The sequence below is a fragment of the Mycobacterium sp. Aquia_213 genome (assembly GCF_026625985.1).
Lineage (GTDB): Bacteria > Actinomycetota > Actinomycetes > Mycobacteriales > Mycobacteriaceae > Mycobacterium.
Genome location: NZ_CP113116.1, coordinates 1759553 through 1782832 on the forward strand (window position 1 = coordinate 1759553; position 23280 = coordinate 1782832).

Below are 23280 nucleotides of genomic sequence, written 5' to 3' on the forward strand. Positions count from 1 at the left end.
CCTCACAGATTGCAGGGTACCTAAGCCGAGCGGCTGGGCGGGGAATCTCTCGATGCGCCCAATTCAGCGGACTTGGCCCCCGGCTCCCAGTGCGGCGATCGTCATGGCCCGCATGACGGCGCGCGACCGCGTCCCGCGGGCCGGCTTTTCGGCCGCCTTCATGCTGTGCGGCGTCGAGTTCAGCAAGCCGAACACCGCGTGCGCCGCCAGCCGGGCATCTGCCTCGGCCAGCGTCGGGTCCAGCTCGCGCAGCACGCCGACCCACACCTCTACATATTGGCGTTGCGCTTTGCGTACCTGCCGCTCGGCGGCCGCGGGCAGGTACGCCAGGTCGCGGTCCTGGATGCGGATCAGGTCGGGCTCGCCGAACGCGAAGTCGAGGTGAAAATCGATCAGCCCATCCAGCGCGTCTGCCGCGTCGGCATTGCGGGCGGTCACCTCGCGGGCCCCGGCGAGCAGGCGGGCGCTGATCCCGACCAGCAACTCGACCAACATCGATTCCTTGTTGGGGAAGTGGCGGTAGATGGCCGGGCCGCTGACCCCGGTGGCGGCGCCGATGTCTTCGAGTCGCACCGCGAGAAATCCGCGCTCGGCGAAGAGCCGTTCGGCCGCGGCCAGGAGTTGCAGTCGCCGGTCGGATTTCAACTGGCTGCGGCGATTTGGCGGTTCGGATTGACCGGGTGGGGTGTCCGGGGTGGACGCTGTCATGACGGCGCTGGGCCTACCTCAGAAAGTTTCGGTTAATCGTCACTAACGTAGCACGAGTTATTGGCGATTAACTCAGATCGCGCAGATATCCGGACACGTCGGCGACGCGACCAGGCCGGCGATCGAGCGTGAAAGACGCAGCGTCGGCGCACTAATCCGGGCCCGCAAGGACGGGCGACCGGTAATTCGGCGGCCGCCTGGGAGCACACATCCGTTGTCTTTTCCGCCGGAATTGGCGGTTGACACGTCCCTGGACGCGGTGGTGTGCGCGCTGGTATCCTCAGCCCCAGTTAATGAGCATTAACTGAAGTGCCTAGACCCCCCGACGACGAGGAGGCTGCTGCGGCGATGGACGAGGTGCTGGAGCGGTCATGAGTGCGTCGGTGAAGGTCGCACCGTCGTTCGCCGATGAGCACCGTCGGCTGGTCGATGAGCTGAACGCCAAGCTGGCGGCCGCGGCGCTGGGCGGCAACGAGCGTGCGCGGGAGCGTCACGTCAGCCGCGGCAAGTTGTTGCCGCGCGAACGGGTGGACCGGCTGCTCGACCCCGGCAGCCCGTTTTTGGAGCTGACCCCGCTGGCCGCGAACGGGATGTACGACGACGAATCCCCGGGCGCCGGGATCATCACCGGCATCGGGCGGGTGTCGGAGCGCGAGTGTGTGATCGTCGCGAACGACGCGACGGTCAAGGGCGGCACCTATTACCCGGTCACGGTCAAGAAGCACCTGCGCGCCCAAGAAGTCGCGTTGCAGAATCGGCTGCCGTGCATTTACCTGGTCGACTCCGGCGGCGCCTTTTTACCCCGTCAAGACGAGGTGTTTCCCGACCGCGAACATTTCGGGCGAATCTTCTACAACCAGGCGACCATGAGCGCCAAGGAAATTCCTCAGGTCGCCGCGGTGCTCGGCTCGTGCACGGCGGGCGGCGCCTATGTGCCGGCGATGAGCGACGAGGCCGTCATCGTCCGCGAGCAGGGCACCATCTTCCTGGGCGGCCCACCATTGGTGAAAGCCGCTACCGGAGAGATCGTTTCGGCCGAAGACCTCGGCGGTGGCGACCTGCACTCGCGCGTCTCCGGTGTCACCGACCACCTTGCCGACGACGACGAACATGCACTGCGCATCGTGCGCGCGATCGCCGCGACGTTCGGTCCGCGCGAGCCGAGCCCGTGGGAGGTGTTGGCAGCCATCGAGCCCAAGCATGCGCAGACCGAACTCTACGACGTCGTCCCTCCGGATCCGCGGGTGCCCTACGACGTGCACGAGGTCATCCTGCGGCTGGTCGACGGCAGCGAATTCAGCGAATTCAAGGCGAAGTACGGCAAGACGCTGGTGACCGGGTTCGCGCGTATCCACGGCCACCCGGTCGGGATCATCGCCAACAACGGCGTGCTGTTCAGCGAATCCGCGCTCAAGGGAGCGCATTTCATCGAGCTGTGCGACAAGCGCAAGATTCCGCTGCTGTTCCTGCAGAACATCGCCGGCTTCATGGTCGGCCGCGACTACGAGGCCGGCGGCATCGCCAAGCACGGCGCCAAGATGGTCACCGCCGTGGCCTGCGCCCGGGTACCCAAGCTGACCGTCGTGATCGGCGGATCCTATGGCGCGGGCAACTATTCGATGTGCGGGCGCGCGTACTCGCCGCGCTTTCTGTGGATGTGGCCCAATGCCCGGATCTCGGTGATGGGTGGCGAGCAGGCCGCCTCCGTGTTGGCCACGGTGCGCGGCGAACAACTCAGTGCGGCGGGCAAACCGTGGTCGCCCGACGAAGAAGAGACGTTCAAGGCGCCGATCCGCGCCCAGTACGAGGACCAGGGCAACCCGTACTATTCGACGGCCCGGCTCTGGGACGATGGCATCATCGACCCGGCCGATACGAGAACGTATGTCGGGCTTGCCCTTTCGGTGTGCGCGCAGGCGCCACTGGAACCGGTCTCCTACGGCGTCTTCCGGATGTGAGTGCAGTGTTTGACACCGTCTTAGTGGCCAACCGCGGCGAGATCGCCGTGCGAGTGATTCGGACCTTGCGCCGGCTCGGTATCCGGTCCGTGGCCGTCTACAGCGATCCCGACGCCGACGCGCGACACGTGCAGGAAGCCGACACGGCGGTGCGGCTGGGGCCGGCACCCGCCCGGGAGAGCTACCTCGATATCGAGAAGGTGCTCGATGCCGCGGCACGCACCGGCGCTCAGGCGATTCACCCCGGTTACGGGTTCCTTTCGGAGAACGCGCATTTCGCCGCCGCGTGTGAGCGAGCCGGGGTGGTGTTCCTGGGTCCTCCGGCCCGCGCGATCGAGGTGATGGGCGACAAGATCACCGCCAAGAACGCGGTCGCCGCCTTCGACGTTCCGGTGGTCCCCGGTGTGGCGAAATCGGGACTGACGGATGACGAGCTCGTCGCCGCGGCCGCCGAGGTCGGCTATCCGGTGCTGATCAAGCCGTCGGCCGGCGGCGGCGGTAAGGGCATGCGGCTGGTGGAAGACCCGGCCCGGTTGTCCGAGGCGCTGGTCGGCGCGCGCCGCGAGGCCGCGTCCTCGTTCGGCGACGACACGCTGTTCCTGGAGCGATTCGTGTTGCGGCCCAGGCATATCGAGGTGCAGGTGCTTGCCGACGGCCACGGCAACGTGGTGCATCTGGGCGAGCGTGAGTGCAGCCTGCAGCGCCGTCATCAGAAGGTCATCGAGGAGGCGCCCTCGCCGTTGCTGGATCCGCAGACGCGCGCGCGGATCGGGGCCGCGGCCTGCAACACCGCCCGCAGCGTCGACTACGTCGGGGCCGGCACGGTGGAGTTCATCGTCTCCGCCGAACAACCCGACGAGTTCTTCTTCATGGAGATGAACACCCGCCTGCAGGTGGAACACCCGGTCACCGAGGCGATCACCGGCCTCGACCTCGTCGAGTGGCAGCTGCGGGTGGGCGCCGGCGAGAAGCTGACGTTCGCCCAGGACGACATCGAGCTGCACGGGCACGCGATCGAGGCCCGGGTTTACGCGGAGGATCCGGGGCGCGGCTTCCTGCCGACCGGCGGGCGGGTGCTCGATGTCTTCGAGCCCTCGGGTCCCGGTGTGCGAGTGGACTCGTCGCTGCTGGCGGGCACGGTGGTGGGTAGCGACTACGACCCGATGTTGAGCAAGGTGATCGCCCACGGAGCCGATCGCGACGAGGCGCTCGCCGAACTCGACCGGGCGCTGGCGCAGACGACGATTCTGGGCGTGCAGACCAACATCGAATTCCTGCGCTTCCTGCTCGCCGACGAACGAGTGCAAGCCGGCGACCTGGACACCGCGCTGCTCGAGGAGCGGCTGCCGGACTTCGCGCCGTTGCCGGCACCCGATGACGTGCTCGCGGCCGGCGGTCTGTACCGCCAGTGGGTGTTGGCCCGTCGCGCGCGGGGCAACGTGTGGGCGCAGCCGTCGGGCTGGCGCGTCGGCGCCGCTGCCGCGCCGGTACGCACCGCGATGCGCACGCCGCTGCGCACCGAGACCGTCTCGGTGTCCGGTCTGCCGACGGCCGCCGCGGTACAGGTCGGCGACGGCGAAACCCATTCGGCGAGTGTGGAAGTCGAGCGACGACAGATGAGTGCGACGCTCGATGGGCTGCGCCGCGAGTACCGGTGGGCCGAGGCCGACCGCCATCTGTGGATCGCCAACGAGCGGGGAACCTGGCACCTGCGCGAGGCCGAGGAAACCAAGATCCACCGTGCGACCGACACAACGCAGGCCGAGGTCCTCAGTCCCATGCCCGGCAGCGTGATCGCCGTGCAGGTCGACTCCGGCGCCGAGGTGTCCGAGGGCGAGGTGGTCGTGGTCGTCGAGGCGATGAAGATGGAACATTCTTTGGCCGCACCGGTTTCGGGACGCGTCGAGCTGCTGGTGTCGGTCGGCGATCAGGTGACGGTCGACCAGGTGCTGGCCCGCCTGGTCCCAGACTCCGAAGAGAAAAAGGATTAGAGGATCATGACGACAACGATCACCGCGGGGACGCTGCCCAAGGAATACGAAGACCTTCGCGACACCGTCGCCGAATTCGCGCGCACCGTCGTCGCACCCGTATCGGCCAAACACGATGAGGAGCACAGCTTTCCCTACGAAGTCGTCGCCAAGATGGCCGAAATGGGGCTGTTCGGGCTGCCGTTCCCCGAGGAGTACGGCGGCATGGGCGGCGACTACTTCGCGCTCTCGTTGGCGCTCGAGGAACTCGGCAAGGTCGACCAGTCGGTGGCGATCACGCTGGAGGCCGGGGTGGGCCTCGGTGCCATGCCGATCTACCGATTCGGCACCGAGGAACAGAAGCAACAGTGGCTACCCGACCTGGTGGCCGGCCGTGCACTGGCCGGCTTCGGGCTCACCGAGCCCGGCGCGGGTTCGGACGCCGGCGGCACCCGCACCACGGCCAAACTCGACAACGGCGAGTGGGTGATCAACGGATCCAAGCAATTCATCACGAATTCGGGTACCGACATCACCTCACTGGTCACCATCACCGCGGTCACCGGGACGGTCGGAGACGACAAGAAAGAGATCTCGACGATCGTCGTGCCCAACGGCACAACGGGATTCACCGTCGAGCCGGTCTACAACAAGGTCGGCTGGAACGCATCGGACACTCACCCGCTGTCTTTCGCCGACGCCCGGGTACCGGAGGAGAACCTACTGGGCATCCGCGGCAAGGGGTACGCGAACTTTCTGTCCATCCTCGACGAGGGCCGCATCGCGATCGCCGCACTGGCCACCGGTGTGGCGCAGGGGTGCGTCGACGAGAGCGTCAAGTACTCCAAGGAGCGCCAGTCGTTCGGCCGGCCGATCGGCTCCTACCAGGCGATCAGCTTCAAGATCGCGCGGATGGAGGCACGCGCGCACGTCGCGCGCACCGCGTATTACGATGCAGCCGCAAAGATGTTGGCGGGTAAGCCATTCAAGAAGGAGGCGGCCATCGCCAAGATGATCTCGTCGGAGGCGGCCATGGACAACGCCCGCGACGCCACCCAGATCCATGGCGGATACGGCTTCATGAACGAGTACCCCGTGGCGCGTCACTACCGCGACAGCAAGATCCTCGAGATCGGTGAGGGCACCACCGAGGTGCAACTCATGCTCATCGCGCGATCGCTGGGCCTCTGATGACCGAAGGCAAGTCGGTTGTCCAGCGCGGCTTGTGGTTTGAGGAATTCGAGATCGGCACGACGTATCTGCACCGGCCCGGCCGGACCGTCACCGAGGCCGACAACGTGTTGTTCACCACGCTGACGATGAACACCCAGTCGCTGCACCTCGACGCGGCGTGGGCCGCCGAGCAGCCCGGCTTCCGCGGTGAGCGCCTGGTGAATTCGATGTTCACCCTCTCGACGCTGGTCGGGCTGTCGGTCACCCAGCTGACCCTGGGCACGATCGTGGCCAACCTCGGCTTCTCCGAGGTGTCCTTCCCGAAGCCGGTTTTCCATGGCGACACGTTGTACGCGGAGACCGTGTGCACCGGCAAGCGGGAGTCGAAGAGCCGGCCCGGCGAAGGCATCGTCACCCTCGAGCACACCGGCCGCAACCAGGACGGCGATATCGTTGCGCGCGCGGTCCGCACCACCCTGGTGCAAAAGCGACCCGCCGAAAAGGAGTCCTGATGGATTTGCGCGCCGCGGGCCCCGGGTGGCTGTTCTGCCCGGCCGATAGGCCCGAGCGTTTCGCGAAGGCCGCCGCCGCGGCCGACGTCGTGATCCTCGACCTCGAGGACGGTGTGGCGGAGGCGGACAAGCCCACCGCCCGCAAGGCGTTGCAGGACACCCCGCTGGACCCCGAGCGCACCGTGGTGCGGATCAACGCGGCCGACACCGCCGAATATGCTCTCGACCTCGAGGCCCTGGCCGGCACCGCCTATACGACGGTGATGTTGTCCAAGACCGAATCGGCGGCGCAGGTGACGGCACTGGTGCCGCGGGACGTGATCGCGCTGCTGGAGACGCCGCGCGGTGTGGTGTTCGCGACCGAGATCGCCGCGGCGCGGGGCACCGTCGCGCTGATGTGGGGCGCCGAGGACCTGGTCGCCGCGCTCGGCGGCAGCTCCAGCCGCACGGCCGACGGCAGCTACCGGGACGTCGCCCGCCACGCCCGGTCGACGGCCCTGCTCACGGCGTCCGCTTTCGGCCTGGCTGTGCTCGACGCGGTGCACCTGGACATCCCGGATCTGGAGGGCTTACGCGCCGAGGCCGAAGACGCCGTGGCGTTGGGCTTCGCCGGTACCGTCTGCATTCACCCGACCCAGGTTCCGGTGGTGCGCAAAGCTTTTCGGCCCACCGAGGAGAAGCTGGACTGGGCTCGCCGGGTTTTGGCGGCCGCGCAGAACGAGCGCGGGGTGTTCGCTTTCGAAGGCCAGATGGTCGATTCGCCGGTGCTCAAGCACGCGGCAGCATTGGTGCGTCGAGCGGGAGATTCCGGCTAGGAATACGCACGGGCCCGGCGGTCGCAAATTCGGCGAACATCCGCGTTGTGAAAACGTCAATTGTCGCCTCTGGACCTGGCCTCGAGCGGATACTCGGGTTCACGGTTGTTGCCATCCGTCGAGTGCTCGGAGGAATCATGGCAATGCAGTTTGACGGCAAGGTCGCGTTCATCACCGGCGCCGCCCGCGGGCAGGGCCGCTCGCACGCGGTTCGGTTCGCCGAAGAGGGTGCCGACATCATCGCGTTCGATTTGTGCGACCAGATCGACAGCGTCGCCTACCCGATGGCCACACCCGAGGACCTCGACGAGACCGTCAACCTGGTCGAAAAGGCGGGCCGGCGCATCGTCGCCCAACAGGGTGACGTCCGCGACTTCGACCGGCTCAAGGCCGCCGTCGCCGCCGGCGTCGCCGAGTTGGGCAGGATCGACTTTGTGCTCGCCAATGCCGGGATATTGCCGGCTTTTGGCGCCCAGGGTAGTCAGATGAAATCGTTCGTCGACGCGGTCGACATCCTGCTCAACGGGGTTTATTACACGATCGAGGCGGCCGTGCCGGCCCTGGTGGACCAGGGCGAGGGCGGTGCAATCGTCATCACCAGCTCATCGGCGGGCTTGAACAGTTTGTGTCCGACGTTCAGCGTGCGCAACCACGGCTTTGCCGGCTATCACGCCGCCAAACACGGCGTCGTGGGCCTGATGCGGTACTTCGCGACCACGCTGGCGGAGAAGAACATCCGCGTCAATGCCGTGCACCCCTGCGGGGTGGCCACGCCGATGCTGCTCAACGAGCCGGTCGCGCAGCGCATGGCCGAGTATCCCGAGGGCAATGCGGCATTGGAAAATCTGTTGCCGGTGCCGATGATCGAGGCCGCCGACGTGACCGAAGCAATGGTTTATCTGTGCGGGCAGTCCGGCCGCTACATCACCGGAATTTCCCTTCCCGTCGATGCGGGTTACACCGTTAAATAGCGTGTTTCGCGTCTTAACGAGATCGCAAAAAAGCGGAAACATTTGCGAACGCCCAGGCCGCAAATGTGTCGTAATCTGTGATCCACCAGAACAGTTGCTCGCTGCACTGACTAGCTCCACGGAAGGAACGACATCATGACGATCGCGCGGGGCTTCGCCGCAATCGCTATTTGCGCCGGTTTAGCTGTCGGGTCAGCCGGCACAGCGTGGGCTGACACACCGACGATGAGTGGCAGCTACACCGAGACCGTGACGACGCCAGGCGGCCACAGCATAGACAACAGCTGGACGATCAACTCTTGCGGGAATGGATGCCTCTGGATCAAGGCCGGGCTCGGGGCTAGCCAGGCAACGTTGGTCGATGGTCAATGGGTCATGGACACGATGAGCAACGTCAATTGCGTGGGCGGTGGTTACACCCTCTACGGCACGACCACTCACACGGTGTGGGATCCCAACACGCTGACCGGCACGGCCGCACACACCTACATCACGGGAGCCTGCGGCAACCCGCCCGGGTTCACGCAGGTCGACCAGATTGCGATCAAGTCGGCATCCTGACGCATTCTTACCCTCAAAACCCCTGAAGCCCTTGGGATTTCAGGGGTTTTGAGCTATCGCGACGGTTGCGTGCTGCCGGCCGCCTGGTTGGACGCCAAGCAGATAGCTGCTGTATAAGGCAAGCTAACTAGTTGCGCCGATCAAAACCGACGGCGGCTGCGTTACGACACCGTGGAGCGTTATGGGCAACCAGTACTTTCCGTACGTCATTGCGGTGGTCATGCTTGCCCTCGGGCTGACTCTCACCGTGGATGACTTCAAGCGAGCCGCCACGATGCGGCGACCGCTGGCGGTGGCGCTGCTCTGCCAGGCCCTGCTGCTGCCGAGTCTGTGCCTGCTGATCGCCGAGGCCTTCCACCTGGAGCCGCATCTGGCGGTCGGGCTGATGCTGATGGCCGCCACGCCGGGCGGGACGATGGCGAACATCGTCAGTCACCTGTTCAACGGGGACCTGGCGCTCAACCTGACCCTGGCCGCGATCAACGCCGCACTGTCGGTCGTGGCCCTGCCGGCGATCCTGGCCGCCTCGATGACCTGGTTCCTCGGCCAGGGACGGTTCATCCCGCTGCAGCTGGACAAGTTCGTCATGGTGTTCGCCCTGGTGCTCATCCCCACCGCGATCGGTATTGCGATACGCAACCGCTTTCCCGAGCTGGCCCGGCGAATGAAAACGCCGGTCAAGATTGTCGCGGTACTGCTGCTGATCGTCGCCATCGGCGGGGCGATCGCCCAAGGCGAGACGACACTGCTGAAGAACTTCGGCGTGGTGAGCGGGGCGGTCGTATCCTTCTGCGCGGTCAGCCTGACCGTCGGCTATCTGGTGCCGCGGTTGATGCGCCTGGGTCCACCACAGGGGATTGCCATCAGCCTGGAGATCGGACTGCACAACACCGTGGTGGCGCTGGGTGTGGCGCTCAGCCCGCAACTGCTCAACAGTGTCGAAATGGCTGCTCCCGTAGCGATTTACGGCGCACTCTCGCCCCTGATGGCCCTGACGTTCATCGGCGCGGTCCGGCTGCTGGACCCCGCGTTTCGGGTGAAGGCCCAGCCGGAGCCCGTCGCGAGCGAATCCGGCGCTTAAGCCTTACTTGCGCCGTGCCGCGGCCAGGCGGTCGGCGAACTCCGGTGACTGGATCGAGGACACCTGCGGTCCTAGTTCGGTGCGCATCGCGAAGTCGTGGTGCTCGATGTCCAGCGACCCCGGGCTAGCGGTGGCACGCATGCTGGCCTTGGTGGCCAGCACCACCTCGCGCGGCGCCGACGCGGGTCCGTCGGCCAGTTCCAATGCCGCGGCGACGGGGTCGTCGGCAGCGCTGAGCGCCAACCCGTGCCGCACGGCGGATTCGGCGTCAAAGCGCATGCCGAACAGCAGGGCCGCGCGAGCGACTTGCGGGCCCACCGCCCGCTGCAGCATCCAGGTCGCGCCACCGCCGGGGTGCAGCCCCAGCTTCTGGAAACGAGGGTCGAACAGTGCGCCGGGCCCGGCGATGCGCACGTCGGCGGCCAGAGCCAGGTTAAGGCCCGCACCGACCGCGGCACCGTTGACCGCGGCGATGGTCGGCAGCGTGCAACTGCCCACCGCCATGAAGCCGTCGTAGAGCTGCTTCAACCCCGATTCCGCGGCTCCCGTGCCTGCGGCGCCCAGCGCGCTGAGGTCGGCGCCGGCGCAAAACGCCTTGCCGGCCCCGGTGACCACGAGCGCGTGCACACCCGGATCGGCTTCGGCCCGCTCGACGGCCGCACGCAGTTGTGCCGAGATCTCTCCCGTCAGCGCGTTGCGCCGATCGGGGTCGTTGACGGTGATCAGGGCGACGCGATTGTCCACGCTGAACAGGACGGAATCGGACTGGGCCATCGGGGGCTCCTCCGCGGTCGGCGACGTCAGTGGGCGAGCTAAAGGGTACTTGTGGCAGCGGCGTCAAGAATTTGCAGAGGATGCTGCAAGCCCCGCTTCCGATGCTGAAGACACCAGTGAGCGGCATCACGACGAGGGGCATCCATGAGCGCGACGATCACGATCACCACCACATCGCAGGCGATCCGCTGGGCAATCTTCTCGGCGATCGCGGTGGGTTTGACCGCGCTCGGCCTCGGCGTAGCGGCGGCCAACCCTCCGCTACAGGACCAGCCGTGCTCCCTGCGGTACGCGACGATGCGCGACGCCGACGGACACATGATGCAGTGCGACCGGATGATGAACGGAACCCACGGCCTGGTGTGGCAATACACCCCGGGGTCGTAATCGTCGCTAATCTGGCCGGGTGAGCGGCAACCAGGTGCCCGGTGGGGTGGTGCACAAACTGCCCGCGGACCTGCGCGAGGCACTGACCGCGAACTCCACCGCACTCGCGGCGTGGCAGGACATCACGCCGCTGGCGCGCAACGAGTTCATCTGCTGGGTCGAGGACGCCAAGCAAGCGGCGACCCGACAGCGCCGCATTCGCCGGACTCAGGAGGAGCTGGAGGAAGGACAGCGGCGGCCCTGCTGCTGGCCGGGCTGCAAGCACCGCGAGCGCACCGGGCGACCGTAGCGGGCGTCAGAGATGGCTTGCCACGAAAGTCGCGGCCTGACTGGGCATCCCGGACTGCGCGTAGGACAGGTGCACCGGCGAAAACAGCTCGTCGTGTGAAGGCAGCGCCAATGCGCCGCCGGGGGTGCACACCGGATCGCCGGGCGCGCACAGGTCAATGGCCTTGGGCCCGTACCACGGGCTGACGTCGCTGACCGGCCCGCCCAGGTATCGGTCCGACGGATTCCCGAACAGGGCGAGGGCGGCGACGTGGTCGGCTTGGTCCGCCGTGAGGATGTCGGGGATCAGGCCCGCAATCGGGGCTCGGGCGATGGTGGCCTCGTCTATTGCCATCGCGCCCAAGGAATAGCCACCGAGCACCAGCTTGGTGCTGGGGCAGCTGGCAACCATGGACGCAACGTGCGCGTGTACATCGCTGCCGCCGGCGGAGGCCGACGGAGCGAAGTCGTCACCGGCGGGGTAGTTGACCGGATACACCCCGAGGGACCGACCGCCCACCTGCGAGCGCAGTGAATCGATGAATTGCTGGCCGACCACACCAACTCCGGGTGCCTCGTTGGTGGCCCGGGCGAACGTCACCTCGACGTCGGGGCAGGGAGCAGCGGACGCGGGTGCAATGCCCATCGGTGCGTTCAGCAGCGCCGCCAAGGCGAGCACTGCGGCACCCAGCGAATAAGCGAACTGGCGTGCGTTCACGTCCCCATGCTGACATATCGCGGCGGACTCGTCCGAGGTCGCCCGTTAGCGATTCGGTCGCGGTTCCCAGGTGTCGGTTGGGTAAGCGCAGAACAGAGCGACACCCTCGGGCGACTGTGCGGTAAAGAGCCCAGTGTTGTCGGGCGCAAGAATATGAATCTCGGCCACACACTTCGAGCCGATCTGCCGAACCCCGACCAGCGTCCCGGGATCCACCCACACACCCGGCCGTCCGGACCCGCCGCACGCCAACACCTTGCCGCCGGCGTCGTAGCCGAAGATGAATCGTCCGGTGTTCGAATAGCAGGGCTGTCCGAGCACCGCATTGTTGGCCATGTTGGGAACCGGCTGGCTCGCCGGGTCCGCCACAACCGGTGCCGCGGTGCCGATGGCAAACGCCGCCGCCGCTGCCAGCAAAAGAGCGTGATTCATGCGTCACACCTCTCGCGCGCCGAAATGAACCGGAAATTCCGACCATAGTCCTTCAGCGCGCCACCGCGGAACCCATTTGGGCAAACACATAGGTAGTTGCTCGGTGAACTATTCTATCGTCAGCGGGGTCCGCTGGCGCGCGGAGCAGGAGAAACCGCTATTCTGCCGGGAAAGCGGTCTGACCAACCCGGCGCGCGGTGCCCCTGAGAATAAGAAGCGTGTCGGCTCAGGCCAACGCAATTGGGTCCAAACCGAAATCGGTCCGTACGGCCTCGACAAAGTCAGTGACGGCCGTACTCGAGGCCTGGTTCCAGTTATTCGACGGTGTGCCGGCCCCGGAAATGAGGGCTGCGAAAAGTGTGACGATCGCGGCGTACTGAGCTTTTCGCAGGATGTCGTTAGGCATTATCAACTTCATTTCCGACATAACGCTATTTAGATCAACCATTTGAGGCGCCGCGCGGAGCGCCGCGCGGAGCGTGGCAGCTGCAATTTGCTCGACTATGGGAGGAGTCGGATCCACGGCCCGGGAGAGAAGTTCGAGCGCCGGAGTAGCTGTTGCCACGGCCGCGCCGCCTTTTTCCTGCTCGACGAGGTTCTTGACGTCTTGATTGGACGACAAGAGTTCATCAAATTCTGCGGACAATTCCTTGAAATTCGACGAACTAATCTCGCCCTGCACTATATCCAAGGTTTTCACGAAGCGAACCGATACATCGCGCAGTAATACGTCGTGCTGCCTTTTGGTTTCGAGGGTTTCCCCTCGATGAAATGCGGCTTTCGAGGACATGAATGTCGTTATGCCGCCAACACCGGCACCTAGCAACGTCGCAAGCGATGTGAGTACAGCCTGATCCATGTGCATATGGGTAAATGTAGACGGCTGCCAGCCCGGCTGCTCCCCGAGCGCCAAATTCGGTGCAGCCAACCCCGGTACGAGCCCTTGCTACGCCCCGAGCCGACTACGCCTGGACCCCCGCGTGGGCTCCAGTCGACGTTCTCCTAGCCGCCGGCGTCGCCGACGTCGGCGGTGCCGGCGACCTAGGGCACCGACCGCAGGCCGAACCACCTAGAGAGCTCGGTGCCCGGTGGAATGAACGCCGCGTGGCTGTGGTCCTCGTCGCCTGAGAATCAAGATCCGGGTCGTCTTAGGCCTGCGCGATTGAGTCCAAACCGAAATTGCTTCGCACCGCGTCGACAAAGTCAGTGACGGCCGCGCTCGAGGCCTGGTTTCCGTTACTGGCGCCGGCCTCGGAAACATGGGCCGCGAAAAGTGTGACGATCGCGGCGTACTGGGCTTTTAGCAGGATATCGCGAGGCATTGTCAACTTCATTTCTGCCATGATGCCTTGCAGTTCAGCCATTTGAGGTACCGCGCGGAACGTGGCGGCCGCAATTTGGTCAAATTCCGTTGCGTCCGAGAGGAGTGCGAGCGCCTGATCGGCTGTTGCCGGAGCCCCGCCTGCTTTTATCTGTTCGAAGAGAATTCCGGCGGCTTGATTGGACGCGATTACTTCATTAAGTCCCGCGGATAATTCTAATGTTGGTACCGAACTAATCACGCCCTGTGCGATGTCCAAGCTTTTCACGAAGCGAAGCGATGAATCGCGCATTATTGCCTCATGCTGTATTTTGGTTACAACAGTTTCGCCGCGATAAAAATACGGTTTAGTGGAAGCGAATGCAGTAAGGCCGCCACCACCGGTACCCAATAGCGTCGCACTCGAAGAAGTGAGTACAACCGGGTCGGTGTGCACCAACGGGAGCCAACCCAGCGGCCCCCCGAGCGCCAAATCCGGCGCAGCCCCCGCGGCCGAGGGCGCCCCGGCAGCCACCACCAGCGGATCGCCAAGGATCGCCGGTGCTGGCGCCCCGACAGCCGGTACGGCAACCCCGGGAACAGCGAGCGGCGCAGCCAATCCCGGTACGCCGTGCGGCGGGGCCAACCCGGGTACGGCCTGCGGCACCGAGGCCGGCTGAGCCGCCGGAGCCTGGACTCCCGGAACCTGCTCCGCGGGCGCCGCCGTCGTGCCCGATGTGGTCCCCGATGTCGTCCCCGACGTCGATGTCGACGAGCTTGTCGTCGAAGCCGACGACGTTGTCGATGTCGATGAGGTTGTCGATGTTCCAGCCGTTGCCGCCGGGGCCGCCGCTGCCGGCGTCGACGTCGTTGCCGGCGTCACCGCAGGCGCCGCCGGGGCGATGGAGCCGTTGATGACGGTGACGTTGGCGCCCTCAATCCCGCCGGTGAGGGTGCTGCCGGAGGGGAAGGTGACAGTGGAGCCCGCGGGGACATTGACGGTGCCGGACACGACGGTGAGGTTGCCGGTGGGGAAGCCGCGGGGGAGCACTTGGCCGGGAGCGAGGTAGAAGGGCTCTTGGAATTCGGGGTAGCTGAGGTAGGCGCCGTTGACGCCACCGCTGATGGGGTTGCCGCCTTGGAAAGGGGAGAAGATGGTGGCGCCCTGGCCGACCGTGACGGTGCCTTCGTTGACGCCGACGGTGGCCCCGTTGGTGCCCGCGGTGTAGGCGGAACCGGGGTCGATGGTGGTTGTGGGTTTCTCCTCGGGGGGCGGCTGCAGCGACTGCATCAGGGATTGGGTGCGTTGGGTGGCGGTCTTGCCGGCGTTTTGGGCCTGCGCGCCGGCTTGGTCGAGCTGCCCGTCGGACTTGGTCGTCTGCGGCGGCTCGTCGAATGATTCCAGGGTGCTAGCGGTTTCGGCCGCGGCGGCGTAGCCATACATCGCGGTGGTGTCTTGAACCCACATCTCCACGTACTGAGCTTCGGTGGCCGCGATCGCCGCGGTGTTCTGCCCGAAAAAGTTGGTTGCGATCAACGCCAGCAACAGCGCCCGGTTGGTCGCGATGACCGGCGGGGGCACCGTCATCGCAAACGCCGCCTCGTAGGCCCCCGCCGCCGCGTAGGCCTGAACGCCGGTCTGCACGGCCACAGCGCCGGTCGCTGACAGCCACCCCACGTAGGGTGTCGCCGCGGCCGCCATCGCCATCGATGCCGGGCCCAACCACACCTGGCCGGCCAGCCCCGCAATTACGGAGGAGTAGCCGACCGCGGTGTACTCCAGCTCGGCGGCCAGCGCGTTCCAGCCTGCCGCGGCGGCCAGCATCGGCCCGGCGCCCGGCCCGGCGTACATCAGTCCGGAGTTGATCTCCGGCGGCAACAGGGCAAAATCCATGTCTCTTCGCTTTTGAAAGTTATGCGCGCTGATTTGTCAGCAGGAGCGTACTCGCGGATCTGGGGAACTGACGCGCCTCAGAGAAACCAGGAGTGACGGCACGCTTAACGGTTGAGTTCCGCGGCGAACCGCCGGGTGGATACCTGAAAAACATGCGGACGCTGGACGTTTCGGGACCGTGCCGCGGGTCGGTCCGAGGCGGCTTGATGCGTCGCGGCGCGACGGTCTCTCGGCACCGGCGCGGGGCCGGCGGCAAACTGACATTCATGCAGACCGTCCCAATTCTCAACGACTCCCGGAGCAGCCGCAAATGGGCCGACAGCAAACGATTCTAGCCCAGCATTGGATCGCTTCGCGACAGCAATTCTCGGCACCGTGTGGCGCGCCGTCAGCGACTGGCTCGGGATGCTTAACGTGACGTCGCACGGCTTGGGCAAAACCGTGGCAACGCTCTCTGATTGGTGCCCCCGGCACGACTCGAACGTGCGACCTAGGGATTAGAAGGCCCTTGCTCTATCCACCTGAGCTACGGAGGCAATGCGCAGGTCAGTCTATCCAACGAACGGCGACACCCCGACTCGCCGACGCGACACGCGCGAAAAGCCTTGCACCGCTATTGAAATCAGTTATTGTATTGAACCTCGACACACGTACAACACCAGCTGGTAAACAGCTGTTAACCGCAACGAGGCGTGTGCACAAGGTCGAGGAGACCGTTTCAATGGGCGTGGCCATGAGCATGACTGCGCGGTACGCGAGGGCAGGTTCCCAAGCGTTTCGCCTGGTAGCGGATGCCAGAGGGGCCTCAAAGGCCGCCGGCCTGCTGCTGCGCGGATCGCCGTTTGCCCTGGGCTGGTTTGCCGGCTGGTTGTCCACGGAATTTCCCCCGCATGTGGTGACCGGGCATGCGTTGTCCCGGATATCGGCGCCCCCCATCGGTCGCGTCGGCGCGTCCTGGGCCGGCCAGCGGGCCGAGCAAACGCTCACCGCGGCCCTCGAGGAATCCTTCGGGCCGGACTATGCGGACCTGGTGAGCCACCCGACCTGCGAAGAATCCGAGTGCGCACCCCGCGGCGGGCTGTTGCACCGGCCCGGGCCGCACGCGCGGTATGCCGGACAGACATCCGACATTTCGTACGGTCCGAGCGCTCGCGACAACCTGCTCGACATCTGGCGGCGGCATGACCTGGCGCCGGGCCGCCGTGCACCGGTGCTGATCCAGGTCCCCGGCGGGGCGTGGGCCGTCAACGGCAAACGCGGCCAGGCCTACACGCTGATGAGCCGCATGGTCGAACTCGGCTGGATCTGCGTGTCGATCGACTACAGCAAGAGTCCGCGGTCCACGTTTCCGGCGCACTTGATCGACGTGAAGCGGGCGATCGCCTGGGTCCGCGAGAACATCGCCGACTACGGCGGCGATCCCAGCTTCATCGCGATCACCGGCGGATCGGCCGGCGGGCACCTGGCCTCGTTGGCCGCGCTGACGCCGAACGACCCCCGGTTTCAGCCCGGGTTCGAACACGCCGACACCACGGTCCAGGCGGCGGTGCCCTACTACGGCGTTTACGACTTCACCAACGCCGAGGTGATGCACGAACTGATGCTGCCGTTCCTCGAGCAGTTCGTCATGCGCGCTCGATACGCCGACACGCCCGAGCGGTTCGCGGCGGCGTCGCCGATCAACTACGTGCACGACGATGCGCCCCCGTTCTTCGTGCTGCATGGCGAGAAGGACGAACTGGTTCCCTGCACGCAGGCCCGCACCTTCTGCGCGGCGATGCGCGCCGCCGGGGCCCCGCTGGTGACGTACGCCGAGCTCGGCAACGCCCACCACGCGTTCGACATCCTGTCCACGGCCCGGTCGCGGCTGGCCGCCAAGTCCGTCGCAGATTTCCTGGGCATCGTCTACGGGCGCCGGGCCACCTCACTGCTCGATTCGTGGCCGCTGTCGGCGACGTCGGCAAGCTGAGTTGCGCAGGTCAACTGCCTGCCACACGTTTCATCCGCGGGTTTGCTGCACTGCCGTAGCGACTGAATCGTGCCTTTCACCAGCGGGTCAACGCGACTAGCGTTGGTGGAGCTATCCGGTTGGCGGAGCTGAGGCAGGAGGCTTGACGGCGGTGACAACGTTGGCGCGTCGGGTGGGCGATCATGACTGAGCCCGAGGGGGCTCCCGGATTGTCCGACGAGCTCGGGCCCGTCGACTATCTGCTGCATCGCGGCGAAGCGAATCCGCGGACCCGGTCCGGGATCATGGCGCTAGAACTCCTCGACACGACGCCGAACTGGGACCGGTTCCGCACTCGGTTCGAAAACGCGTCGCGAAAGGTGCTGCGGCTGCGGCAGAAGGTTGTCGTGCCGACGCTGCCGACGGCCAATCCGCGCTGGGTGGTGGACCCCGATTTCAACCTGGACTTCCACGTCCGGCGGGTACGCGTGTCCGAACCCGGCACGCTGCGTGAGGTATTCGATCTCGCCGAGCTGATCCTGCAGTCGCCGCTGGACATCTCGCGGCCGCTGTGGACGGCCACCCTGGTCGAGGGTCTGCCCGACGGCAAGGCCGCGACGTTGCTACACGTCAGCCACGCCGTCACCGACGGTGTCGGGGGTGTCGAGATGTTCGCCGAAATCTATGACCTCGAGCGCGATCCACCGGCTCGGCCGACGCCGCCGCTGCCGGTCCCGCAGGATCTGTCACCCAACGATTTGATGCGCGAGGGCTTCAACCACCTGCCCGTCGCCCTGATCGGCGGTGTCGTGGGTGCGTTGTCTGGAGCGGTGTCGGCGGCCGGGCGAGTTCTGCTGGAACCGGTGTCGACGATGTCGGGGATCGTGAACTACGCCATTTCCGGCATCCGGGTGGTCAATCGTGCGGCCGAGCCGTCGCCGTTGCTGCGCCGGCGCAGTCTGGCCACCCGTTCCGAAGCGATCGACATCCCGCTCGCCGATCTGCACAAGGCCGCGAAAGCCGGCGGGGGATCGATCAACGACGCGTATCTGGCCGGTCTGTGCGGCGCCTTGCAGCGCTACCACCAGGCACTCGGCGTCCCGATCGGCTCGTTGCCGATGGCGGTGCCGGTCAGCCTGCGGGCCGACGCGGACACCGCCGGCGGCAATCGGTTCACCGGTGTCAATCTGTCGGCGCCCGTGGGGGCTGGCGATCCGGTGGCCCGGATGCGCAAGATCCGCGCCCAGATGACGCAGCGTCGCGACGAACCCGCGATGAACATCATCGGCTCGATGGCGCCGGTGCTCAGCGTGCTCCCCACCGCGGTGCTGGAGGGAATCACCGGCTCGGTGGTCGGCGCCGACGTCCAGGCCAGCAATGTTCCCGTTTACCCGGGCGACACCTACATCGCCGGCGCAAAGGTATTGCGGCAGTACGGGATCGGCCCGCTGCCCGGTGTGGCGATGATGGTGGTGCTAATTTCGCGGGGCGGGTGGTGCACCATCACGGTGCGGTACGACCGAGCATCGGTACGAAAGGAAGCCTTGTTCGCTCAATGCCTGTTGGAGGGCTTCAACGAGATTCTCGCGCTGGCCGGCGATCCGGCGCCGCACGCGGTGCCGGCATCGTTCGCTGCGCAAACCGATTCGGTGGCCCAATCGGTGTCCGGCTCATGAGCGCCGCAAAAGACCGCGAGACGCCAACGCCGCCAAAGGATTTGCGGTTGCCCGGCTCGGTCGCCGAGATCCGTGCCAGCGCCCCCGGGCCCAAAGTCGGTGCCTTCTTCGACATGGACGGAACGCTGGTCGCGGGGTTTACCGCGGTCATCCTCACCCAGGAACGCCTACGCAAACGAGACATGGGCGTGGGGGAGTTGCTCAGCATGATTCAGGCCGGTCTGAACCATCGGCTCGGGCGCCTCGAGTTCGAAGATCTGATCAGCAAGGCATCCGAGGCGCTGCGCGGCCGGATGCTGACCGACCTGGACGAGATCGGCGAGCGGCTGTTCGCCCAACGGATCGAGTCGCGGATCTACCCGGAGATGCGCGAGCTGGTGCGCGCCCACGTAGCCCGCGGTCACACCGTGGTGCTCAGCTCGTCGGCGCTGACCATCCAGGTCAATCCGGTGGCCCGCTTCCTCGGGATCGCCAACACGCTCACCAACAAGTTCGCGGTCAATGAGGACGGGCTGCTGACCGGCGAGGTCGTCGAGCCGATTTTGTGGGGGCCGGGCAAAGCCGATGCGGTGCAACGGTTTGCGGCCGAACACGACATCGACCTGAAAGACAGCTACTTCTACGCAGACGGCGACGAGGACGTCGCGTTGATGTACCTGGTGGGCAATCCGCGGCCCACCAACCCCGAAGGCAAGATGGCCGCCGTGGCCAAACGCCGGGGTTGGCCGGTGCTGGAATTCAGCAGCCGGGGCAGCGTCGGCATCCGGCCGCAGGTGCGCACGCTGGCCGGCATCGGTTCGATGATCCCGATCGCCGCCGGTGCACTCGGGGTCGGACTGCTGACGCTCAGCCGCCGGCGTGGGGTGAATTTCTTCACCTCGACCTTCCCCCAGACGTTGTTGGGAGCCAGTGGCGTGAGCTTGAACGTCATCGGCAAAGAGCATCTGACCGCGCAACGTCCGGCGGTGTTTATCTTCAACCACCGCAACCAGGTTGACCCGGTCATCGCCGGTGCGCTGGTGCGCGACAACTGGATCGCGATCGGCAAAAAGGAGCTAAAAAAAGACCCGCTCGTCGGCACACTGGGCAAGCTGACCGATGGGGTGTTCATCGACCGGGACGATCCGGTCGCCGCGCTCGAGACGATGGCCGAGGTTGAGGAGCGCGCCAAGAAGGGCCTGTCGATTCTGATCGCCCCCGAAGGCACCCGGATCGACACCACCGAAGTCGGGCCGTTCAAGAAGGGGCCGTTCCGCATCGCGATGGCGGCGGGAATTCCGATCGTGCCCATCGTGATTCGCAACGCGGAGATCGTCGCCGCCCGAAACTCCACCACGATCAACCCCGGCACCGTCGATGTCGCGGTGTTCCCGCCGATCCCGGTAACGGACTGGACAGTCGAGACGCTGCCCGACCACATCGCCGAGGTGCGTCAGCTGTATCTGGACACCTTGGCCAACTGGCCCGAAGACGAGTTGCCCGAGGGCGACCTGTACGCCGAGAAGAAGCCGGCCAAGAAGGCCCGGGCCAAGCCCGCTGCCAAGGCCGCGGCGACTAAAGCCCCGGCGAAGAAGGCCGCTGCGAAAAAGGTCGCGCCTCGAAAGGCTGCGGCCAAAGCCAAGGCTCCGGCCAAATCGCAGCCACCGCAGCCGAATTCAAGTGAGTCCTCGCCCAGCGACGGTGAGGCGCGCCAGCCCGGTGCGGAGCAGCCCGGCAGTGGCGAGTCGACGTCTCGGCCCCGAGGGCGCACGTGACACAACCGGCCGCAAACACCAGCGCGGTCTTGACCGCGCAAGATTCGCTGGTGTTGGCGTCCATGGAGTCCGGCGTCGAAACGCAGCTGGTGATGGATTGGCTGGGCCAGCAGCGAGCCCGGAACCCGGATGTGAAGTTCGATGTGCTCAAACTACCCTCCGGCGATGCCCCGCCGACGGCGCTGAACCTTCTTGTTGACCAACTCGAGTCCGGAGAGGACCGCTCGATCGTGCCGGCGCGCGTGTTCTGGCTACCGGCACCGGACCGCGGCCGGGCGGCGAAGCTGGCCGGGCTGCTTCCCGGCTGGGATCCCTACCACCCCAACCAACGTCGGCAGCGCCACATCCTCAGTCGGGATCGCCACCGGGCCCGGGTGGTGGCCGGCGAGGCGGCCAAGGTGTCCGAACTCCGCCAGCAGTGGTGCGACACCACCGTCGGCGAGGACGAGCGTGATTTCGCCCAGTTTGTCACGCGCCGTGCCCTTTTGGCGTTAGAGCGGGCCGAGTATCGAATTCTCGGGCCGCAGTATAAATCGCCGCGACTGCTCAAGCCGGAGATCTTGGCGTCCGCGCGGTTTCGCGCGGGACTGAAGAAGATTCCGGGCGCCGGCGTCGACGAGGCGGGCAAGATGCTCGACGAATTGGCCACCGGCTGGAGCCGGGTGTCCGTCGACCTGGTTTCCGTTCTGGCCAGGGCGATTTGCCGCGGATTCGAACCCGAGATCGACTACGACGCGTTCCAGATCGCGGCGATGCGCACCGGGCTGGAGGTTCATCCGGCGGTGCTGCTGTTCTCGCACCGGTCCTACATCGACGGCGCGGTGGTGCCGGTGGCGATGCAGGAAAACCGGTTGCCGCCGGTGCACGTGTTCGCCGGAATCAATCTGTCGTTCGGATTGATGGGCCCGCTGTTGCGTCGTTCCGGCGTCATCTTCATCCGCCGCGACATCGCCGATAATCCGCTCTACAAGTACGTCCTGCGCGAATACGTCGGCTACATCGTCGAAAAGCGCTTCAACCTGAGCTGGTCCATCGAGGGCACTCGCTCGCGCACCGGCAAGATGCTGCCCCCCAAGCTCGGCCTGATGTCGTACGTGGCCAACGCATATCTGGACGGACGCAGCGAAGACATTCTGCTGCAACCGGTTTCGATCGGATTCGACCAGCTGCACGAGACGGCCGAATACGCTGCCTACGCCCGCGGCGGAGAGAAGACACCCGAGGGCGTGCTGTGGCTGTACAACTTCATCAAGGCTCAGGGCGAACGCAATTACGGCAAGATCTACGTCCGATTCCCCGAAGCGGTCTCGATGCGGCAGTACCTCGGCCCGCCGCACGGCCCGCTGGCCCAGGACGACGACGCTAAACGGCTTGCGCTGCAGAAGATGTCGTTCGAAGTCGCATGGCGAATCCTGCGCGCGACCCCGGTGACGGCGACGGGTTTGGTGTGCGCCTTGCTGCTCACCACTCGCGGGGCGGCCTTGACGCTCGACCAGCTGCACCACACGTTGCAGGACTCACTGGACTACCTGGACCGCAAGAACACCCCGGTGTCGACGAGCGCGCTGCGGCTGCGCACCCGCGACGGTGTACGCGCCGCCGTCGATGCACTGTCCAACGGGCATCCGATCACCCGGGTCGACGGTGGACGCGAGCCGGTGTGGGTGATTGCGCCCGACAAGGAGCACGCCGCGGCGTTCTACCGGAACTCGGTGATCCATGCCTTCCTGGAGACCTCGATCGTCGAACTCGCCCTGGCGCATGCGCGGCACACCGAAGGCGACCGCATGCAGGCGTTCTGGGCGCAGGCGATGCGGTTGCGCGATCTGCTGAAATTCGACTTCTACTTCGCCGATTCGGCGGCATTCCGCGACAACATCGCCGAAGAGATGGCGTGGCACGACGACTGGGAGGCTCACGTCGCCGCCGGCGGAGAGGAGATCGACGCGATGCTGTTTGCCAAGCGGCCGTTGATGTCCGACGCGATGCTGCGGGTGTTCTTCGAGGCCTACGAGATCGTCGCCGACGTGCTGCGCGATGCGCCGGCAGACATCGGGCAAAAGGAACTCACCGAGTTGGCGCTCGGCGTCGGGCAGCAATACGTGGCGCAGACCCGGGTGCGCAGCAGCGAATCGGTGTCGACATTGCTCTTCGCCACCGCGCGTCAGGTCGTTGCCGATCAGGATCTGATCGCACCGGCGGCGGATCTGACCGAACGCCGCGTCGCCTTCCGGCAGGAATTGCGGGCGATTCTGCGGGATTTCAGCTACGTCGAGCAAATCGCGCGCAATCAATTCATCGCCCGCGAATACCAAGCGCGCCAGGAGCGCGCCGCACGCCAAGCCGGGTAGCGCGGGCTTTGCGGGCCCCCGCCCATACCC

At 66.0% G+C, this 23280-nt stretch carries 19 protein-coding genes, 1 tRNA gene and 1 pseudogene; 14 read left to right on the forward strand and 7 right to left on the reverse strand.

Annotation, left to right across the window (positions count from 1 at the left end):
* Positions 1-63: 63 nt before the first annotated feature.
* Positions 64-708 carry a TetR/AcrR family transcriptional regulator gene (locus LMQ14_RS08380; RefSeq protein WP_267734297.1) on the reverse strand — a complete coding sequence of 215 codons (645 nt, stop codon included), beginning with the start codon at positions 706-708 and terminating at the stop codon, positions 64-66.
* Between the two features lie 371 nt (positions 709-1079).
* Between LMQ14_RS08380 and LMQ14_RS08385 the strand changes: the two genes are divergently transcribed.
* The 8 genes from LMQ14_RS08385 to LMQ14_RS08420 all read left to right on the forward strand — a co-directional run bounded on the left by LMQ14_RS08385 (position 1080) and on the right by LMQ14_RS08420 (position 9749).
* Positions 1080-2666, forward strand: a complete 1587-nt coding sequence (locus LMQ14_RS08385) for a carboxyl transferase domain-containing protein (RefSeq protein ID WP_267734298.1) — start codon at positions 1080-1082, stop codon at positions 2664-2666.
* 5 nt (positions 2667-2671) lie between these two features.
* On the forward strand, positions 2672-4657 hold the full coding sequence (locus tag LMQ14_RS08390; protein WP_267734299.1) for an acetyl/propionyl/methylcrotonyl-CoA carboxylase subunit alpha: 1986 nt from the start codon (positions 2672-2674) through the stop codon (positions 4655-4657).
* A gap of 6 nt (positions 4658-4663) precedes the next feature.
* A complete protein-coding gene (locus tag LMQ14_RS08395) occupies positions 4664-5827 on the forward strand; it encodes an acyl-CoA dehydrogenase family protein (RefSeq protein ID WP_267734300.1) in 1164 nt (387 codons plus the stop codon).
* The gene (locus LMQ14_RS08400; RefSeq protein ID WP_267734301.1) at positions 5827-6321 is read left to right on the forward strand and encodes a MaoC family dehydratase; all 495 of its coding nucleotides are present in this window, start codon (positions 5827-5829) and stop codon (positions 6319-6321) included. Before LMQ14_RS08395 ends, LMQ14_RS08400 begins: the two co-directional genes overlap by 1 nt.
* Positions 6321-7136 (forward strand): HpcH/HpaI aldolase/citrate lyase family protein, encoded by an 816-nt coding sequence (locus tag LMQ14_RS08405; RefSeq protein WP_267734302.1) that lies wholly within the window; start codon positions 6321-6323, stop codon positions 7134-7136. The genes LMQ14_RS08400 and LMQ14_RS08405 overlap by 1 nt, the downstream gene beginning before the upstream one ends.
* A gap of 137 nt (positions 7137-7273) precedes the next feature.
* Positions 7274-8107, forward strand: a complete 834-nt coding sequence (locus tag LMQ14_RS08410; RefSeq protein ID WP_267734303.1) for a mycofactocin-coupled SDR family oxidoreductase — start codon at positions 7274-7276, stop codon at positions 8105-8107.
* Positions 8108-8242: 135 nt separating this feature from the next.
* Positions 8243-8668, forward strand: coding sequence for a hypothetical protein (locus LMQ14_RS08415; RefSeq protein ID WP_267734304.1), 426 nt, complete (start codon positions 8243-8245; stop codon positions 8666-8668).
* Between the two features lie 181 nt (positions 8669-8849).
* Positions 8850-9749 (forward strand): bile acid:sodium symporter family protein, encoded by a 900-nt coding sequence (locus tag LMQ14_RS08420; RefSeq protein WP_267734305.1) that lies wholly within the window; start codon positions 8850-8852, stop codon positions 9747-9749.
* Between the two features lie 3 nt (positions 9750-9752).
* On the opposite strand, the gene LMQ14_RS08425 is transcribed toward LMQ14_RS08420, so the two are convergent.
* On the reverse strand, positions 9753-10523 hold the full coding sequence (locus LMQ14_RS08425) for an enoyl-CoA hydratase (protein ID WP_267734306.1): 771 nt from the start codon (positions 10521-10523) through the stop codon (positions 9753-9755).
* A gap of 144 nt (positions 10524-10667) precedes the next feature.
* On the opposite strand from LMQ14_RS08425, the gene LMQ14_RS08430 reads away from it, so the two are divergent.
* Both LMQ14_RS08430 and LMQ14_RS08435 read left to right on the forward strand, forming a co-directional pair.
* Entirely contained in the window at positions 10668-10910 is a 243-nt protein-coding gene (locus LMQ14_RS08430; RefSeq protein WP_267734307.1) for a hypothetical protein, read from the forward strand.
* Positions 10911-10929: 19 nt separating this feature from the next.
* Entirely contained in the window at positions 10930-11199 is a 270-nt protein-coding gene (locus tag LMQ14_RS08435; protein WP_267734308.1) for a YdeI/OmpD-associated family protein, read from the forward strand.
* Between the two features lie 6 nt (positions 11200-11205).
* On the opposite strand, the gene LMQ14_RS08440 is transcribed toward LMQ14_RS08435, so the two are convergent.
* The 5 genes and pseudogenes from LMQ14_RS08440 to LMQ14_RS08460 form a co-directional block, all read right to left on the reverse strand.
* Positions 11206-11895: a cutinase family protein gene (locus LMQ14_RS08440; protein ID WP_267734309.1), complete on the reverse strand. Its 690-nt coding sequence runs from the start codon at positions 11893-11895 to the stop codon at positions 11206-11208.
* A 45-nt stretch (positions 11896-11940) separates the two neighbouring features.
* Positions 11941-12327 carry a hypothetical protein gene (locus tag LMQ14_RS08445; protein WP_267734310.1) on the reverse strand — a complete coding sequence of 129 codons (387 nt, stop codon included), beginning with the start codon at positions 12325-12327 and terminating at the stop codon, positions 11941-11943.
* Positions 12328-12553: 226 nt separating this feature from the next.
* Positions 12554-13186: a hypothetical protein gene (locus LMQ14_RS08450; protein WP_267734311.1), complete on the reverse strand. Its 633-nt coding sequence runs from the start codon at positions 13184-13186 to the stop codon at positions 12554-12556.
* 1735 nt (positions 13187-14921) lie between these two features.
* A pseudogene (locus LMQ14_RS08455) lies at positions 14922-15521 on the reverse strand (PPE family protein); the annotation flags it as partial.
* Between the two features lie 459 nt (positions 15522-15980).
* Positions 15981-16057 (reverse strand) — tRNA-Arg (locus LMQ14_RS08460).
* A gap of 185 nt (positions 16058-16242) precedes the next feature.
* Between LMQ14_RS08460 and LMQ14_RS08465 the strand changes: the two genes are divergently transcribed.
* The 4 genes from LMQ14_RS08465 to LMQ14_RS08480 all read left to right on the forward strand — a co-directional run bounded on the left by LMQ14_RS08465 (position 16243) and on the right by LMQ14_RS08480 (position 23250).
* Positions 16243-17490 carry an alpha/beta hydrolase gene (locus LMQ14_RS08465; RefSeq protein ID WP_267734312.1) on the forward strand — a complete coding sequence of 416 codons (1248 nt, stop codon included), beginning with the start codon at positions 16243-16245 and terminating at the stop codon, positions 17488-17490.
* A gap of 182 nt (positions 17491-17672) precedes the next feature.
* The gene (locus tag LMQ14_RS08470) at positions 17673-19145 is read left to right on the forward strand and encodes a WS/DGAT/MGAT family O-acyltransferase (RefSeq protein ID WP_267734313.1); all 1473 of its coding nucleotides are present in this window, start codon (positions 17673-17675) and stop codon (positions 19143-19145) included.
* Positions 19142-20899, forward strand: a complete 1758-nt coding sequence (locus LMQ14_RS08475; protein ID WP_267734314.1) for an HAD-IB family hydrolase/lysophospholipid acyltransferase family protein — start codon at positions 19142-19144, stop codon at positions 20897-20899. The genes LMQ14_RS08470 and LMQ14_RS08475 overlap by 4 nt, the downstream gene beginning before the upstream one ends.
* Positions 20896-23250 carry a glycerol-3-phosphate 1-O-acyltransferase gene (locus LMQ14_RS08480; RefSeq protein ID WP_267734315.1) on the forward strand — a complete coding sequence of 785 codons (2355 nt, stop codon included), beginning with the start codon at positions 20896-20898 and terminating at the stop codon, positions 23248-23250. The genes LMQ14_RS08475 and LMQ14_RS08480 overlap by 4 nt, the downstream gene beginning before the upstream one ends.
* The last annotated feature ends 30 nt before the right edge of the window (positions 23251-23280 follow it).

Excerpts from the sequence above, each read along its gene's own strand:
- LMQ14_RS08380 (WP_267734297.1), bottom strand. The coding sequence starts at position 708 with ATGACAGCGTCCACCCCGGACACCCCACCCGGTCAATCCGAACCGCCA.
- LMQ14_RS08385 (WP_267734298.1), top strand. The coding sequence starts at position 1,080 with ATGAGTGCGTCGGTGAAGGTCGCACCGTCGTTCGCCGATGAGCACCGT.
- LMQ14_RS08395 (WP_267734300.1), top strand. The coding sequence starts at position 4,664 with ATGACGACAACGATCACCGCGGGGACGCTGCCCAAGGAATACGAAGAC.
- LMQ14_RS08400 (WP_267734301.1), top strand. The coding sequence starts at position 5,827 with ATGACCGAAGGCAAGTCGGTTGTCCAGCGCGGCTTGTGGTTTGAGGAA.
- LMQ14_RS08405 (WP_267734302.1), top strand. The coding sequence starts at position 6,321 with ATGGATTTGCGCGCCGCGGGCCCCGGGTGGCTGTTCTGCCCGGCCGAT.
- LMQ14_RS08410 (WP_267734303.1), top strand. The coding sequence starts at position 7,274 with ATGGCAATGCAGTTTGACGGCAAGGTCGCGTTCATCACCGGCGCCGCC.
- LMQ14_RS08415 (WP_267734304.1), top strand. The coding sequence starts at position 8,243 with ATGACGATCGCGCGGGGCTTCGCCGCAATCGCTATTTGCGCCGGTTTA.
- LMQ14_RS08420 (WP_267734305.1), top strand. The coding sequence starts at position 8,850 with ATGGGCAACCAGTACTTTCCGTACGTCATTGCGGTGGTCATGCTTGCC.
- LMQ14_RS08425 (WP_267734306.1), bottom strand. The coding sequence starts at position 10,523 with ATGGCCCAGTCCGATTCCGTCCTGTTCAGCGTGGACAATCGCGTCGCC.
- LMQ14_RS08430 (WP_267734307.1), top strand. The coding sequence starts at position 10,668 with ATGAGCGCGACGATCACGATCACCACCACATCGCAGGCGATCCGCTGG.
- LMQ14_RS08445 (WP_267734310.1), bottom strand. The coding sequence starts at position 12,327 with ATGAATCACGCTCTTTTGCTGGCAGCGGCGGCGGCGTTTGCCATCGGC.
- LMQ14_RS08450 (WP_267734311.1), bottom strand. The coding sequence starts at position 13,186 with ATGGATCAGGCTGTACTCACATCGCTTGCGACGTTGCTAGGTGCCGGT.
- LMQ14_RS08465 (WP_267734312.1), top strand. The coding sequence starts at position 16,243 with ATGGGCGTGGCCATGAGCATGACTGCGCGGTACGCGAGGGCAGGTTCC.
- LMQ14_RS08470 (WP_267734313.1), top strand. The coding sequence starts at position 17,673 with ATGACTGAGCCCGAGGGGGCTCCCGGATTGTCCGACGAGCTCGGGCCC.
- LMQ14_RS08475 (WP_267734314.1), top strand. The coding sequence starts at position 19,142 with ATGAGCGCCGCAAAAGACCGCGAGACGCCAACGCCGCCAAAGGATTTG.